This is a genomic window from Heyndrickxia oleronia (assembly GCF_017809215.1).
GTDB classification, from domain to species: Bacteria; Bacillota; Bacilli; order Bacillales; family Bacillaceae_C; genus Heyndrickxia; species Heyndrickxia oleronia.
On record NZ_CP065424.1, the window covers coordinates 1,371,055 to 1,388,478 of the forward strand.

The window sequence follows — 17,424 nt, forward strand, 5'->3', positions numbered from 1 at the left end:
TATAGAATTCCTCTAAAGGTTGTGAATAAAGTGACAAAAAAAGAATGGTGGAAAGAAAGCGTTGTCTATCAAATTTACCCAAGAAGTTTCAATGATTCAAATGGTGATGGGATTGGTGATTTAAAAGGGATAATGGAGAAACTCGATTATCTTAAAGAATTGGGGGTAGATGTCATTTGGTTATCCCCAGTATATCAATCACCAAATGATGATAATGGCTACGATATTAGTGATTATCAATCGATTATGGACGAGTTCGGAACAATGCAAGACTTTGAGGAACTTCTTCAAGAAATTCATAAGCGTGATATGAAGCTTATGATGGATCTAGTCGTTAATCATACATCTGATGAGCATGAATGGTTTAGATTGGCAAAGCAATCAAAAGACAGTCCATATCGAGATTATTATTATTGGAAGCCAGGAAAGAATGGAGCGGAACCAAATAATTGGGAGTCTGTATTTAGTGGATCTGCATGGGAATATGATGAGGACTCAAATGAATATTATCTGCATATTTTTAGCAAAAAACAGCCTGACTTAAATTGGGAGAATCCGAAGGTTCGCTCCGAGGTATTTGATACGATGAAGTTTTGGCTGGAAAAAGGAATTGATGGCTTCCGTATGGATGTTATTAATTTTATTTCAAAGGTTCCAAGTCTTCCAGATGCTCCTGCATTAGAGGGAAAAAAATATGCATCTGGAGCCGATTTCTATATGAATGGTCCAAAAATACATGAATATCTACAGGAAATGAATCAACAAGTTCTATCTAAATATGATCTTATTACTGTTGGAGAAATGCCTGGTATCACTGTAGAGCAAGCAAAACTTTATACAGGTGAAGGCAGAAATGAATTGAATATGGTTTTTCAGTTTGAACATGTAGATTTAGATTCTGGACCGACTGGAAAATGGGATCTTAAAGAGCTTCAATTAAGTGATTTAAAAGCATCCTTCACAAAGTGGCAAAAAGGGCTTGAACAGGTAGGGTGGAATAGTCTCTATTTAAATAATCATGACCAACCACGAATGGTTTCGAGGTTCGGAAATGATGATGAATATTGGTTGGAATCTGCAAAAATGCTTGCCACTTTTCTCCATTTTCTACAGGGTACACCATATATTTATCAAGGGGAAGAATTAGGTATGACGAATGTCCGTTTTCCAACCATTGATGATTATAAAGATATTGAAACATTAAATATGTATAATGAAAAAATTAGTGAAGATAAAGAGAATCTATCGCAAATCATGAATTCAATCTATGCAAAAGGTCGAGATAATGCAAGAACTCCAATGCAATGGAGTAGTGGTCCTAATGCAGGTTTTACGAGCGGTACACCGTGGATAAAGGTAAATCCAAATTATCAGGAAATTAATGCAGAGCAACAATTAGTTGATGATCATTCCATTTTTCAGTATTACAAAAAATTAATTCAGCTTCGAAAACAACATGAAATTGTTGTATACGGCACATATGATTTAATTCTTCCAGAACATAGTGAGATCTATGCCTTTACAAGAACACTGGGTGATGAAAAACTCTTAATCATATTAAATTTTTCTGATGGACAACCTGAATTTGAATGGCCACAAGAATTAGAGTATGAGAAAAAAGAATTATTAATTAGTAATTATTCAATTGATCAGGAAGATGAACAAGAGGCTTTTAAATTGTTACCTTATGAAGCAAGAGTGTATAAATTAACATGATAATAATTGCTTTCGTGAACAACAGATGATCGAAGAAAAGTGAGGAAAACCGATGAAGCAAACATGGTGGAAAGAGGCAGTTGCCTATCAAATCTACCCAAGAAGTTTTATGGATTCCAATGGGGATGGAATCGGGGATTTAAATGGAATTATTACAAAGTTGGACTATTTACAGGAGCTTGGAATTGATGTGATTTGGATCTGTCCTATGTATAAATCCCCTAATGATGATAACGGATATGATATCAGTGATTATCAAGATATAATGGATGAGTTTGGAACGATGTCTGATTTTGATGAACTGTTAAAAGAGGTTCACAATAGAGGGATGAAATTAATTATCGACCTGGTTATTAATCATACTAGTGACGAGCATCCATGGTTTATTGAATCCCGAAGTTCCTTACATAGCTCAAAAAGAGATTGGTATATTTGGCGTGACGGAAAGGAAGATAGAGAACCAAATAATTGGGAGAGTATTTTTGGGGGCTCTGCATGGGAATATGATGAAAAGACAGAACAATATTATTTGCACATTTTTTCAAAGAAACAACCAGATTTAAACTGGGAAAACGATGAGGTACGGCATGCTCTTTATAAGATGATGACTTGGTGGTTGGACAAAGGAATTGATGGTTTCCGTGTTGATGCCATCAGTCATATAAAAAAAGAGGCAGGTCTTCATGATATGCCTAATCCTCAAGGATTACCTTATGTTTCATCTTTTGACAAGCATATGAATGTTGATGGAATTCAGCCTTTTCTTGAAGAATTAAAAAGGGAAACATTCTCAAAATATGATATTATGACAGTCGGTGAGGCCAATGGTGTTGGGATTGATGAAGCGGAATTATGGGTAGGCGAAGATAAAGGGAAATTTAATATGGTTTTTCAATTTGAACATCTAGGGTTATGGGATGCCGAAAGTCAGAATGCAATTGATATTATTGAATTGAAAAAAATTCTAAGCAGATGGCAGAAGGGTCTTGAAAATAAAGGATGGAATGCACTATTTATTGAAAACCATGATAAGCCACGTGTTGTTTCGACTTGGGGGAATGATAAAGAATATTGGCGTGAAAGTGCTACAGCTTTAGCAACAATGTATTTTTTTATGCAAGGTACCCCATTTATTTATCAAGGTCAAGAAATAGGAATGACCAATGTGAAATATCAATCGATTGATGAGTACGATGATGTGGCAACGAAGAATTTATATAAGTTAAGAATCGAAGATGATATCCCTCATGAACAAATAATGAAGGTAATCTGGGCATCAAGTCGTGATAATTCTCGTACTCCGATGCAATGGTCTGAGGATATCCATGCTGGCTTTACTACAGGAACCCCTTGGATGGGGATCAATCCGAACTATCAAGAAATAAATGTAGCAAGGCAACAAAATGATTTAGATTCTATTTATCATTTTTATAAGCAGATGATTCGTTTAAGGAAAACGAATAAAGTATTTACTTATGGAATATATGATCTCATTTTGGAAGAGGATCCACAAATTTATGCATATACTCGGACTCTTGGAGATGAGAAAATGATTGTCATAACGAATTTAACAGATCGACCAGCAGAGTATTCGTATAATGAAGCATCATTAAAATATAATCATTTACTCTTGAATAATTATAAATTACCGGAACATAAGGATATCCAACACTTTATGCTGAAACCTTATGAGGCAAGAGTTTACAAATTATAAATATTTAAGAAACTGATCTTTTCTTACAAGGAAGGGTCAGTTTTTTTATGAAGAAAGTACATTTAAAACTAAATTGGTTCTGTGTTGCCTAACTCAAGAATTGAGCTATCAAACTAATCTCTAACAGATTATAGAAGGAACTTTATAGGTTTAGGAGAATAATAAACTATAAATAAAAAATTTGAAATGTGCGTATGATTCTTTCAAGTTTATCCGTCTTATATACAGATTAAAAAGTTGAGGTGATAATTTTTATGATAAAAACGGATTTACAATTAATTGGGGAAGATTCTAAGGACATTTGGGAAAGATTTTGGGCGGTCATCGAACCATATCGTGCAGAAATAAGGTCATAATCGTGGGAAATTATTGTGGCATGACTAAACCATTATAATGACCGTATTTGTCAGTGAAGTTCATGTATGATGAGAGCAAAATATGAAAGGAGAAATACTTTTGATTGAATCAGAAAAGATGATGAATAATTGGCTGAGGCATCGTAAAATAACTGAGCAATTAGTAGATATTCCAATGAAAGATGAGGATTTAACTTTTAAGCCTTGGGAAGGGGCGATGACTTTAGGAGAGCTCTTTCTACATATTGTATATTGGAATGATACATTTGTTTCATTAGTAAAAAATAAGGAATTTATGCCTCCGAATATTCCAGTGTGCACAAATGTTGATGAATTAAGAAGCATCGTTAAGAAAGTCACTAGGATTACAAAGGAAAAGTATAGGTTAATTACGGATTTAGATATCTCTAGTTCACTACAAATGGGAAACTTTGCAGGGTCGGGGGGCACCTTTCTTACAATAATGTATGATCATGAAATTCATCATAAAGGACAGCTATTTGTTTATTTACGATTATTGGGAAAAGAGAAATTGCCATTCTTTAGGGACTATAAATAAAAAGTGAAAAGGGGACAAATTTATGAAACATCCTTCTATAAAAAAGTATGAGTACCATAATTGGGCGAATGATAAATTGTTTAAACGATTAAAAGAACTACCTGATGAAGTATATGATACAGAGCTTAAAAGTGTATTTCCATCCATTTCAGCTACTTTGCTTCATATGTATTTAACGGATGTTGTTTGGTTAAATACGATGCAAGGTGTTTCTTTTGAAGAAACAAAGACAAAGGTAGGGATGAAAGCTTCTGAATTAAAAGCTGTTAGTATGAAAGAAATGGAAACGGAGTTTGTTAAGTTAAGAGCGGAGTACGATCAATTCTTCAGCCAATTAGAAAATCTTGACCATCTTTCTCAATATGAACACCCTGTTTATGGAATATTAAATGCGACTTACGTGGAACTAATTGATCATGTAGTAAATCATGGGACCTATCATCGTGGAAATATTACTGCTATGCTGAATCAACAAGGTTATTCAGGTACTCCAACAGACTATGTTTATTACCTATATGAAGTCGGGACAAAATAAGTTTAGATAAGTCATTTTAAATTCATTGATAAAATCTAATCAAACTTTATCACAAATAAATGAATGAAGGGGGTTGTCTAAATTAGTCTGTCACCTATTTGACAACCCGTTTTTGTATCAATAGAAATTTACTGCACATCAAAATTCCTTCCATAAAAGATTTCATCCATTTCCTTTTTTAATCTTTGGGTAATTTCTTCTTGTTCCTTCTCCGTAAGTATATCTTTTTTATATCCAAATAAATAATCATTCAAATCAAATTGTTTCAATTTACATTTTGTATGAAAAATATGTTCTGGATACACATTTACATCAATCATATCATAAAGGTTCTTCACATTATCTGGTATATAATTTTGGATGGAACGGATGTCATGATCAATAAATAATTTATGCCCTTTTTTGTCTCGAGTAAACCCCCTAACCCTATAATCGATGGTCATAATATCCGTATCAAAGGAATGAATTAGATGATTTAGGGCTTTAAGAGGGGATATTTCACCACATGTGGATACATCAATATCTGCGCGAAACGTACTAATTCCTTCATCGGGATGATATTCGGGATATGTATGAACCGTAATATGACTTTTATCTAATTGTAGGACAACAGATCCTGGTAATGGCCCAGGAGATTCACTAAAGGATTCTGTTGGAACTTCCACAACAGGACCTTCTGAAACTAATAATGTAACGCTAGCTCCTTGGGGAACATAATCTTGTTTAGCTGTATTTAATACATGGGCACCAATAATATCGGCAACAGTATTTAGGATCTTTGTTAATCGATCAGCATTATATTGTTCATCAATGTACTCTATATAAGCCTCACGCTCTTCTTTTGTTTTAGTGAAACATATATCATACATATTAAAGCTTAAGGATTTAGTCAAATTATTAAAGCCATGAAGTTCGATCCGCTGTTCTGGTGTAAGCTTCATCTAGATCTCCCCTTTATTTTAAAGTTGTTTCACATTTTTATTATGGCATTTCAGTTATCATTAATACTAATAAATCAATATGATAAGAGACACAATAAGCATCAATATTAGTTAAAAAGGCAGTTTTTTATGGAGGACTGACGGTTTTTAATCTAAATTTGTTAGAAGTTTACCTAATTAACAACAATGTTTGAAAATAGGCAGAAAAAAAATAAATTATCCATTGACATAGGATAGGGGGGTATAGTAAAGTGTAAATAGGAGGTGACGTCTTTGGAAAATCAAAATTCAAATATTGAAATTGAAACTAGTTGTTCTACTCACGAAGAGAGAAAGAGTCATCATTCAGCTAATGTAAAGAAAAACTTAACTACTCGGTTAAATCGTATAGAAGGACAAATTCGTGGCATTAAAGGTATGATAGAGAAAGATACTTATTGTGATGATGTGATTACTCAAATATCTGCAACACAATCTGCTCTTAATAGCGTTGCAAAAATCTTATTAGAAGGCCATATGAAAAGTTGTATTGTTGAAAGAATACAAGAAGGTGATATGGAAGTACTAGATGAAGTTCTTGTCACTATTCAAAAATTAATGAAAAAATAATGGAGGGATTATCATGGAAAATATTACTTTAACTGTGAATGGAATGTCTTGTGGTCATTGTGTTAATTCTATAGAAGGTAGTGTAGGAAAATTAAATGGTGTAAAAAATGTTAGTGTTGATTTAGATAATGGTAAAGTTCAAGTACAATTTGATTCTAATGTTGTAAGTTTAAACGAGATTAAAGAAACAATTGATGATCAAGGATATGATGTAGAGTAAAATGGAAGTTAGCACCGTTTACTTGAAAAAATAAACGGTGCTGATTAGCCAAATTTTTTTATCTGCATATTATAGGATACTGGGGTATAGTAGTTGAGGTTTGAATAAAAGGAGTGAGTGAAAATGAGTCAATCAACGATTAAGGAATCTCAAATCCCGATTATAGGTATGACTTGTGCAGCTTGTGCAAATCGAATCGAAAAGGGATTAAATAAAATGGATGGTATTGAGGAAGCCAATGTAAATTTTGCTTTAGAAAAAGCTATTGTTAAATATCGTCCTGAAGTAACTAATCTAGGTGAGATGGAAAAGAAAATTAATAGTCTTGGATATGAAGTAGAATCGGAAAAAGCTGATTTTAATTTAGTAGGAATGACTTGTGCAGCCTGTGCTAATAGGATTGAAAAAACTCTAAATAAGCTTGATGGGGTGAAAAATGCAACTGTAAACTTTGCATTAGAGACAGGAAGCGTTGAATATAACCCATCTGAGATATCGATTCAGGAAATGAGTAAAGCAGTAGAGAAGATTGGCTATCAAGCAATACCAAAGCAAGATAAAGAAGATACTCTTGACTATCGTGAAAAGGAAATAGAAAAACAAAAAGGGAAATTTATCTTTTCACTAATATTGTCGATTCCATTATTATGGGCGATGGTTAGTCATTTTAAATTTACTTCTTTTATATATTTACCTGAAATGTTAATGAATCCTTGGGTCCAGTTTGCTCTTGCAACCCCTGTTCAATTTATTATCGGTAAACAATTTTATGTAGGTGCTTATAAAGCATTAAGGAATAAAAGTGCAAATATGGATGTACTAGTGGCTTTAGGAACATCTGCAGCCTATTTCTACAGTCTCTATGTAGCCATTGCATCTATTGGATCAGGGGAGCATATGGTAGATCTTTATTTTGAAACAAGTGCTGTATTAATTACACTCATTATTTTAGGTAAATTATTTGAAGCACGTGCTAAAGGACGTTCTTCTGAAGCGATTAAAAAGTTAATGGGATTACAAGCAAAGACTGCGATCGTCTTAAGAAATGAGAAAGAAATAGAAATACCCTTAGAAGAAGTTGTAGTCGGAGATATCATTCTCGTTAAGCCCGGTGAAAAAATACCTGTTGATGGTATCATCGTGGAAGGACAATCAGCATTAGATGAGTCAATGTTGACAGGGGAAAGTGTTCCTGTCGATAAAACAGTCGGTGATGATGTCATCGGTTCAACTATAAATCGAAATGGTTTTCTTAAAATAAATGCAACAAAAGTTGGTAAAGATACGGCATTATCACAAATTATAAAAGTTGTAGAGGAGGCACAAGGCTCCAAAGCACCTATTCAGCGTTTAGCTGACCAAATCTCTGGTATTTTTGTGCCAATTGTAGTAGGTCTAGCGTTTCTAACTTTTATCGTGTGGTATGTATGGGTAAGTCCTGGAGAATTCGCTGTTGCTCTAGAGAAATTAATCGCCGTTCTGGTCATTGCATGTCCATGTGCTTTAGGTCTTGCCACTCCTACTTCTATCATGGCAGGTTCAGGTCGTGCAGCAGAATTAGGTGTTTTATTTAAAGGTGGGGAACATCTCGAACAAACACATCGAATTAACACGATTGTTCTTGATAAGACCGGTACAGTAACAAATGGGAAACCAGTTTTAACAGACATTATTGTTGATGGAGATATGGATGAGATGACCTTTTCCCAATTGGTCGGTTCTGCTGAAAAACAATCGGAACATCCTTTGGCAGAAGCTATTGTCCAGGGAATTACAGAAAAGAAAATATCATTACTAAATGTGGATCATTTCGAAGCGATACCAGGATATGGAATAGCTGCACGAATAAATAACAATCATATTTTAGTAGGTACAAAAAAATTAATGCAGCAAAATGATATAAATGTTGACTCTGCCATTAAAAGAATGGAAAAACTTGAGGAATCTGGGAAAACAACTATGCTTGTTGCAATCAATGGTTCCTTTATGGGAATGGTCGCTGTTGCTGATACAGTCAAGGATACCTCTAAGCAAGCAATTAGAAGACTAAAGGATTTAGGATTAGAGGTTATTATGATGACTGGTGATAATCAACGTACTGCAAATGCAATTGCATCTGAAGTAGGGATTGATCATGTAATCGCTGAAGTATTACCGGAAGGAAAAGCTGATGAAGTAAAAAAATTGCAGCAGCAAGGAAAACGTGTGGCGATGGTTGGAGATGGTATAAATGATGCACCGGCACTTGCTATAAGTGATATTGGAATGGCTATAGGTACTGGTACAGATATTGCAATGGAAGCTGCCGATATTACTCTAATGAGAGGCGATTTAAATGCAATTGCAGATGCTATCTTAATGAGTCACAAAACTATAAGGAATATTAAACAGAATCTATTTTGGGCATTTGCTTATAATACACTAGGAATTCCTGTTGCAGCACTTGGATTTTTAGCACCTTGGCTTGCAGGGGCTGCCATGGCATTTAGTTCAGTATCTGTTGTATTAAACGCACTTCGTTTACAACGTGTAAAGGTGAATAAAGCCTGAAGCACCTATCAAATAGCTCTTTTCTGATATTTTTGTAGGGAATGGATTTTCCAAGTACTGACAGAGAAGAGCAAATAGGTTTTACAAATGAGACGCTTTATCCAATATCTATAGTCTGTACCAAAAAAGAAAGGGAGTGAACTTAATGAAAAAATGGGCTTTAGCTGCAATTATCTACCTTTTAGTAGTCATTGCTGGTTATACGGTTTATGCAAAGTTTTTTGAAAAAACAAATGCCCCAAAAGTTGAGGCGAGCGAGCATCACGAACATCAGGAGCAGAAACAAGAGGGCCAAGTGCTTTCACAATTCCATTATGAAGATGGGTCTATCCATATACGATTGACAGACCTTTCGAATAATCCAATTCCATTAGAGGTCAACCATGAGAAGCTTCTTCATTTAATTATCGTCGATGAATCATTAAATCAATATGCTCACCTTCATCCAACGAAGGTGAGTGAAGGTGAATTTACTGTTGAAAAGACATTATCAAATGGAAAATATAAGGCGTTTATTGACATAAAACCAAAAGGATTGGACTATTCAATCAAACCTATTCCTTTTGAAGTTGGAAATTCTGATGAAGGCTCTCAAACAAATCATATAGTTTCTGATTCTTCCTTGACGAAAACTGTAGAAGGGAAAACAGTAAAATTAAAAATGAGTTCAACTAAACCTAATGAGCCAATTACACTTTCATTCGAATTAGATCAATCAAACTTGGAACCGTATCTTGGAGCAATGGGGCATGTCGTTATTCTAGATAAAAAAGCCAATCATTTTCTTCATGTACATCCAGAAAGGGAAGATCAACCTGTATTCGTAACACAGTTCGATAAGGAAGGGATCTATAAAATTTGGGCAGAATTTAAACAGGAAAATAAAGTTAGAGTATTTCCATTTGTAGTTGAAATAAAAAAATAAGGCTGTTTTCGAATAGTTGCTTTTGTAAACAACTGCCGGCTTTTACACCCAATAATGATTCAGCGGCATTATGAAGTTTGCAGCTTTTTTCTCAGAAATAAAATGTAGCAGTCTTCAACCGATAGTTATTAGTTAAAACTTTCCTTAAATAGCAACAATGTTTGAGGAAAGAGCCAAAAATAAGCATAAAAGAAGGGTTGGTTAACTCTTCTTTTTGTGTTTTTTATAATATTGGCTTCAATGCTTTGTTGGTTTAGGCATTTCAAACCTCTGTTGGGTATGTTAGTCTACATAAACAGTTACTCTTTTTCGAGGGAGCAAGGGTTAAAATGGCAACAGCAAATTTTATTTATCTGTGCGCAACACAAAAATACACATGCATTTTTCTTATGTAGAAAATGTAATATAAAATGAAAAGGTTATGTACTTATTATAAAGGATTGAAAAAATGAAGAGGATAACTGGAAAGAAGATGACAAAGGTGATATAATTTAGAGATGCATGACATTGTTTGTTGGTGTAGTTTATAAATACCCTATATTAACATTATCACATTTAAAGTGCGATGTCAACTATTTCACATTTTTTTCAGGAGGTTTCTTATGTCAAATCAAAATGATGAATGGTTACAGGAACAACAAAGAGTAGATGAAACTGTAGCAAAGGTAAAACAAAAAGAAAAATTCCTGATATCCCAGGTAAAATCAGTAAAGGATGAGGCTGAAGAAATACGTCAAAACTTTTGGGAAGATGTGACGGTTAATTTAGATGAACCTGATGATGTTATTGAAACATTTACAAGTATTCGACAGCAAGCGGAATTGCTTTCTGAGCGTGAACGAAGCTATGGACATGTAGAAGAAAGTATTGAAACACTGAAGAAGCTTGAACAATCACCTTATTTTGCAAGAGTAGATTTTAAAGAGAATGATGAAACGGAAGAAAAAATATATATCGGGATTGCATCATTTATCGATGAAAATGATGAATATCTTGTCTATGATTGGCGGGCACCAATATCAAGCATCTATTATGATGGAAGTCCGGGGCCTGTCTCTTATGAAACCCCGGAAGGTTCACGATCTGGTGAAATGCTATTAAAACGTCAATTTTTAATTAAAAATGGGCGTATTGAATCATTATTTGATACAGGAGTAACCATTGGGGATGAAATGCTTCAGGAAGTCTTAGGAAATAAAGCAGATACACATATGAAAAGTATTGTAGCTACTATCCAAAAGGAGCAAAACAAGATTATAAGGGATATAAGCAGTCGCCTCTTATTCGTTCAAGGAGCTGCTGGAAGCGGGAAAACTTCTGCAGCCTTGCAAAGAATTGCTTACCTTTTATATCGATTTAGGGATTCTTTGCATTCTGAGCAAATGATACTTTTTTCACCAAACCGTTTATTTAATCACTATATTTCAAAAGTGCTTCCTGAGCTCGGGGAAAGTAATATTGTGCAAACAACCTTTTTTGATTATGCCCAATCAAGGTTTCCTGATTTGGAGTTGGAAAGTTTATTTGAGCAATTCGAAAATAGTGTAAATGAAATAGAGAATACGTGGAGGTCTAAAGCGATACAATTGAAAGGAGATCGCTCCTTCTTCCAGGCTATAAATAAATATGTACTTGATTTAAATGAATCTGGTCTCTTTTTTAAAGATATTCGTTTTCGGGGAAAGGTTCTCATATCGAAGGAGGAAATTTCTGAGCTTTTCTATTCCTATGATTCATCATTTTCATTGCCTAATCGTTTTCCATTAGTTACGAAAGAATTATTAAAACGCTTAGAAGAAAAAGCGCTAGAGGAGGAACAAGAGGATTGGGTTGAAGAGGAGATGGAACTTCTTGATCGAGAAGATTACTTAAAAGCTTTCCAACATTCACTAAAAGGGGAACGAAAAGGGAAGGTTGTCTTTGATTCATTTGATCAAGAAAAAGAGTATCTAGCTAAGCAAATTGTCCGAAAATACTTTCGCAAAATAAAGGTTGCTGTTAAGAGATACCGTTTCTTTCATATAAAAGCTCAGTTTGTTGATTTTCTAAAGAAAGCATCTGAATTTATTCATCTTGATGAATTTGAGCTTTCTGATAGAGAATGGCTGGAAATTCAAAATCATACGATTCACGCATTAAATCATAAAAAAATTCATATGGAGGATGTTGTACCATATTTATATTTAAGTGATCTCATTGAGGGAAGAAAATCTCAAACATCAATCAAATATGTGTTCATAGATGAAATACAAGATTATTCCCCGCTTCAACTTGAATATATGAAATATATGTTTCCGTATAGTAAATTTACGATGCTGGGGGATATCAATCAATCGATTTTCAATAAGGGGAAAAAACCGACGATTCAAACTGCAATTGATATTTTTGGTGCAGAAAAAGCAGAGATTATCCGTTTAACAAAGAGCTATCGTTCCACTGCAGCCATAACTGCGTTTACAAAGGAGATTTTACAAGACGGTGAGGAAATTGAGCTTTTTGAGAGAGAAGGGAAAAAACCGACTATCATTGTCAGAAATGATGTTGATCAATTAATAGAAGAAATAACCGATCAGGTGAATAAATTAACAAAAATATCGGGTTCAGTCGCAATTATAGGTAAAACTATGAAGGACTGTGAACAGGCATTTCAACTTTTAAAGAACAAAATAAATGTTACTTTAATAGGGATGAAAAATCAGGAAATCGTTGATGGTCCGATGCTCCTTCCTTCTTATTTAGCGAAGGGCTTGGAATTTGACAGTGTGATTGTATTAAATGCTTCCAATGAAATGTATCATCAGGATTCTGAACGAACATTACTTTATACGATTTGTACTAGAGCCATGCACCAACTGATCATTACAAGTGTAGGTAAACCGTCTCGGCTTTTTGATGCAGTTGATTCAGAACTATATTCGTTAGACTAGTGACTGATAAAGGCTTGGTTTAGAAGATAATCATTAGACGAAAGGTAAACTGTTAAATTTACTGATAAACGAAAAAACGCTGCATAAAGCGTTTTTTTCGTTTATTTATTTATAGGCTGTTCGATTTCCAATTTATTTTGAATGGCGATTTATGCGCATTTTTATGATTGCACACTATAATGATAATAGAATTCTGAAAAATGAAATGTTTTTCAAATGCATTGTCCTTTTATACAATTTTAGTTTAAGATTAGAAAGTATTACATTCAAAGGGAGTTGATATATTTGGATCCTGAACCAATAACATATGAGGAAGTCAATATATCTACTTTCCGATCGAAGGTAAAATGACTTCCTCGCTCAACAAGAGGAGGTTGGCTTATGTTAGAAATTTATAAAACAAATAAAATGAACAAATTAGAAACTGTAACCGACATTACAAAAGGATGTTGGATTAATTTAGTTTCTCCAAGCGAACAAGAAATTCAATTTGTCGCTGATCATGCCAATGTACCAGTTGATTTTATTAAAGACGCATTGGATGACGAAGAACGGTCCCGTATCGAAAAAGAAGAGGGCGATGTATTTATTATTATTGATTATCCATATATATCGAAGGATGAATCTGGTTATTCAGTTTATGAAACATTGCCACTTGGAATTATTTTAACAAATGAGTGCATCATTACGATATCATTAAAGGATGCCCAAGTATTAATGGATTTTAAAAATAACAAAAAGAAAGAATTCTATACGTTTAAAAAAACAAGATTTGCCTTACAAATTTTATTTGTTATTTCATCCTATTATTTACGTTACTTGAAACAAATTAATAAGAAAACAGATGAGGTTGAGCGGGAGCTTCACCAATCGTCGATGAAAAATAAAGAGTTATATTCATTATTAGCATTAGAGAAAAGTTTGGTTTATTTTACCACTTCTTTGAAGTCAAATAAAATGGTGCTAGATAAAATTTTGCGAATAAATTATATAAAAATGTATGAAGAGGATAAGGATTTATTAGAGGATGTCATTATTGAAAATACTCAGGCAATTGAGATGGCATCGACCTATAGTTCAATTTTAAGTAGTATGATGAACGCATATGCTTCAATAATTTCTAATAACTTAAATGGTGTAATGAAGTTTTTAACTTCTATCACAATTATTCTGTCATTTCCAACGATGGTTGCTAGTTTCCTTGGGATGAATGTACATTTACCATTTAACTTAGAAAATTATCCACATGCCTTTCAAACTGCTATTTTATTTGCAATCTTTTTAGCTAGTATGACGGCATTTGTTTTTTGGAAGAAGAAATATTTTTAAATGGGTTAAATATTTTGCTCTAGATGTTGACATTATTTTGTTTACTGCGTATAAATAAAAGGGAATAGTAAAATTTAATAACCTCGTTAGGTGAGGCTCCTATATGGAGATATGCTGCTGCCCAGAAATTTCGAAAGACGCCAATGGGTCAACAGGAACCATCGAATTAAGGTGGTTTTTAATGTAGCTGGATGAACGTTATCCTATGCCATATAGTGCTAAAGCTCAACGATTTGAGTCTTATTCAATCATGATCATTTTTTTGTCAATTATTGAAACATCCTCTTCGTTGGGGGATGTTTTTTATTTTATTCTTTTAGCTTTGGGTATTTTTACTAAATTTTACTATCCATAAAGTTAAGATTTTAATTTAGGTGGTGATGAGAATGGACAATTTACCTGATTCGGTACCTATATATATGAATAAATTTTTAGTTAAAAACGTTCACTTCTCATACCCCTATGAAAGAGAAGTGGAGAAAAGGAAGGATCCACTGATCGATGTGAAGAATGTTTGTCCCTTTAAAAAAACGGGAATAGAACACTAGTGTTCTGTTTTTAAAAAAATATTTTTTAGTGGTCTCTTGCCTTTCTTTTCGATGTTTAGGGGAATAATGAAAAGGTAGAAATTATATAATTTTCCCTTTATATTTGGGAAAATCCTCTTTCTTCCTCGAAAAGGAGTGTCTAAGTTGATAATGAATATGACAGAAGACCAAATCATCATTCAAATCATAAAAAACATCAAAGAAGGAAAAAGAAAAGAGTTCCAAGAAATTTTAGATGAACTTCATCCTTATGATATAGCACGGATATTTGAGAGCCTACCAGAAAAACATTATACCCGTTTCCTGTTGTTTCTTTATCCTGAGCAAATCGCAGAGCTTATCCAAGAGCTTGATAAGGAATACCAATTAAAGGTACTTGCAAAACTAGGTGGAGAGAAATCAGGACCAGTAATGGATCTCATGGATAATGATGATCTAGCTTCTTTACTTGAGCATTTGTCACCGGAGAAAATAGATGAGCTTCTCTCAGGTATGAAACAAGAGGAATCTACAATTGTTAAAAATATCATGAATTACTCTCCTGAAACAGCGGGTAGATTGATGACCAATCGTTTTGTGTGGATACCGCAACATTATACAGTTCGTGAAACGGTTGATAAGCTTAAGATATTTGCGGAGTTCTCTGAAACGATTAACTATTTATATGTCATTGATGAGGAAAAACGATTAGTCGGTGTTGTATCTTACCGAGACTTAATATTAGCGGATGAATACGAAAAAATTTATGACATCATGTTTAGTCGAGTGATATCTGTTTCAACAGACGCTGATCAAGAGGAAGTTGCCCGTGTTATTGAAAGATATGATTTTTTAGCTGTCCCTGTTGTTGAGAATAACAATGAGTTAGTAGGGATTGTAACGGTTGATGATATTATTGATGTTTTTATTCAAGAGGCGAATGAAGATATTGAAAAGCTATCTGCCTCTGGTAAGGCGATAGATTTTGATACGAAAGCTTTTGTTGCTGCATATAGAAGATTGCCTTGGTTAATCTTGCTATTATTTATTGGTTTAGTATCTGGAACCATTATTAGCGGATTTGAAGATACATTATCAAAGGTTGTTGCGTTAACGTTCTTTATGCCTATGATCGCAGGAATGACGGGGAATACGGGAACACAGTCGTTAGCAGTTGTTGTAAGAGGGTTGGCTACACACGATATTAATAAAAAGGTTGTTTTAAAACTAATCTTCCGTGAATTTTCTGTTGGTCTTATCATTGGGGTTACTTGTGGAATTTTAATTTCGATTATCGCTTATATTTGGCAGGGTAGTCCTGTTTTAGGGTTAGTTGTAGGTAGTTCGTTAATTATGACATTAATCATTGGAACATTAGCTGGGACTATTATTCCTTTAATTTTATATCGCTTTAAGATTGATCCTGCAGTCGCTTCTGGTCCATTAATTACTACATTAAATGACATTTTATCCTTACTTATTTATTTTGGGATTGCAACAGCATTTATATCTAAATTAATGTAATAAATTTTATAGTTAAAAAGAGGTCTGTTTAATAAGTAGTAAACAGACCTCTTTTTTATTGCTGGGACATTGGACCGGACCCTATGTCCCCGTAGTATCTTCGAATTAAATAGGCAATCCATTTGCAATGTGGATGATTGCGTATATTCTCTTGTAACCCTTTGACGATTGCGGGGCTTAGGCTTGGTTCTATTAGATGCTGCCTTAGGAGGATGAGGGATTCCTTTTCGATAGACTCTTCTAATTCTGATATTTTTTGATCAATCATTGGAAGGATTTGTTCTATTGAAATCTTTTCATTCATTGCTTGGCTTGTAATTTGGACCAGTTCTTTTGAAAGAAAGGAGTTGGACGCCTGCTCAGCAAGTATATTTGTCTTTTCCACTAGTGATCTTACTAATTGATCCAAATCAAGTGGAAGGTTAAAGAACAAGAATAAATGCGAGTACATACTCATAAAGCCTTTGACGCAATACATTAGATCATATTTTGTCTTTAATACGGTTTTTCCATAGAGACGTTCAAGCAATAATAAAATAGTTTTATCAAGTAAACTATTATAGTAATGCAGTTTTTGCATCAATTCATCGTTGAGAGTTTGCGACTGTTCTTTCATAAGAAGTTTTGCGAAGTCCGAATGATTATGAAAAGATTGTAAAATTGTATAATAAAATTTATATAAGAGTATCTCGTTTTTGATATCTCCTCTGACTATATGGTCAATATCTGCGATTACTTGCATCATAAAGTGGTCAATGAGAGCAATAATCAATTCATCTTTTGATTTAAAAGATAAATAAAATGCCCCTTTAGAAATACCACAGTGCTCTGTTATTTGTTGTACAGAAGTTGCCTCGAAACCTTGCCTAGCAAAAAGCTCCAATGCCTTTTCCATTATTAATTGTTTTTTAACCATTTGAATTAATCGCTCCTATGTCTTTATTTGACAAATGACCAAGTAGTCATTATTATAGAAAAATAGGCTAAATAAG

At 33.8% G+C, this 17,424-nt stretch carries 13 protein-coding genes and 1 riboswitch; of the genes, 11 read left to right on the forward strand and 2 right to left on the reverse strand.

What is annotated here, in order from left to right:
* Window positions 1-30 precede the first annotated feature (30 nt).
* The 4 genes from I5818_RS06810 to I5818_RS06825 all read left to right on the forward strand — a co-directional run bounded on the left by I5818_RS06810 (window position 31) and on the right by I5818_RS06825 (window position 4,880).
* A complete protein-coding gene (locus I5818_RS06810) occupies window positions 31-1,716 on the forward strand; it encodes a glycoside hydrolase family 13 protein (RefSeq protein WP_058002837.1) in 1,686 nt (561 codons plus the stop codon).
* A 52-nt stretch (window positions 1,717-1,768) separates the two neighbouring features.
* The gene (locus I5818_RS06815) at window positions 1,769-3,430 is read left to right on the forward strand and encodes a glycoside hydrolase family 13 protein (protein WP_078110883.1); all 1,662 of its coding nucleotides are present in this window, start codon (window positions 1,769-1,771) and stop codon (window positions 3,428-3,430) included.
* 456 nt (window positions 3,431-3,886) lie between these two features.
* Entirely contained in the window at window positions 3,887-4,345 is a 459-nt protein-coding gene (locus I5818_RS06820; protein WP_169846944.1) for a DinB family protein, read from the forward strand.
* Window positions 4,346-4,367: 22 nt separating this feature from the next.
* Complete coding sequence (locus tag I5818_RS06825) at window positions 4,368-4,880, forward strand: DinB family protein (protein ID WP_058002834.1); 513 nt, start codon at window positions 4,368-4,370, stop codon at window positions 4,878-4,880.
* A 128-nt stretch (window positions 4,881-5,008) separates the two neighbouring features.
* Here the strand turns inward: I5818_RS06825 and speD are convergent, their stop codons facing one another.
* The gene (gene speD, locus I5818_RS06830; protein WP_058002833.1) at window positions 5,009-5,821 is read right to left on the reverse strand and encodes an adenosylmethionine decarboxylase; all 813 of its coding nucleotides are present in this window, start codon (window positions 5,819-5,821) and stop codon (window positions 5,009-5,011) included.
* Between the two features lie 273 nt (window positions 5,822-6,094).
* On the opposite strand from speD, the gene I5818_RS06835 reads away from it, so the two are divergent.
* The 7 genes from I5818_RS06835 (at window position 6,095) to mgtE (ending at window position 16,432) form a co-directional block, all read left to right on the forward strand.
* Window positions 6,095-6,430: a metal-sensitive transcriptional regulator gene (locus tag I5818_RS06835; RefSeq protein WP_218958433.1), complete on the forward strand. Its 336-nt coding sequence runs from the start codon at window positions 6,095-6,097 to the stop codon at window positions 6,428-6,430.
* 13 nt (window positions 6,431-6,443) lie between these two features.
* Window positions 6,444-6,650 carry a copper chaperone CopZ gene (gene copZ / locus I5818_RS06840; RefSeq protein WP_058002831.1) on the forward strand — a complete coding sequence of 69 codons (207 nt, stop codon included), beginning with the start codon at window positions 6,444-6,446 and terminating at the stop codon, window positions 6,648-6,650.
* Window positions 6,651-6,773: 123 nt separating this feature from the next.
* Complete coding sequence (locus I5818_RS06845) at window positions 6,774-9,200, forward strand: heavy metal translocating P-type ATPase (RefSeq protein ID WP_058002830.1); 2,427 nt, start codon at window positions 6,774-6,776, stop codon at window positions 9,198-9,200.
* Window positions 9,201-9,345: 145 nt separating this feature from the next.
* Window positions 9,346-10,125, forward strand: a complete 780-nt coding sequence (locus tag I5818_RS06850) for a DUF8832 domain-containing protein (RefSeq protein WP_065107209.1) — start codon at window positions 9,346-9,348, stop codon at window positions 10,123-10,125.
* 602 nt (window positions 10,126-10,727) lie between these two features.
* Window positions 10,728-13,052 (forward strand): RNA polymerase recycling motor HelD, encoded by a 2,325-nt coding sequence (helD, locus tag I5818_RS06855; protein WP_078111254.1) that lies wholly within the window; start codon window positions 10,728-10,730, stop codon window positions 13,050-13,052.
* A gap of 381 nt (window positions 13,053-13,433) precedes the next feature.
* Complete coding sequence (locus I5818_RS06860; protein ID WP_058002828.1) at window positions 13,434-14,381, forward strand: magnesium transporter CorA family protein; 948 nt, start codon at window positions 13,434-13,436, stop codon at window positions 14,379-14,381.
* 75 nt (window positions 14,382-14,456) lie between these two features.
* Window positions 14,457-14,626: riboswitch (M-box (ykoK) riboswitch) on the forward strand.
* Between the two features lie 447 nt (window positions 14,627-15,073).
* The gene (mgtE, locus tag I5818_RS06865) at window positions 15,074-16,432 is read left to right on the forward strand and encodes a magnesium transporter (RefSeq protein WP_058002827.1); all 1,359 of its coding nucleotides are present in this window, start codon (window positions 15,074-15,076) and stop codon (window positions 16,430-16,432) included.
* 55 nt (window positions 16,433-16,487) lie between these two features.
* Here the strand turns inward: mgtE and I5818_RS06870 are convergent, their stop codons facing one another.
* Entirely contained in the window at window positions 16,488-17,348 is an 861-nt protein-coding gene (locus I5818_RS06870) for a TetR/AcrR family transcriptional regulator (protein ID WP_058002826.1), read from the reverse strand.
* Window positions 17,349-17,424 lie beyond the last annotated feature (76 nt).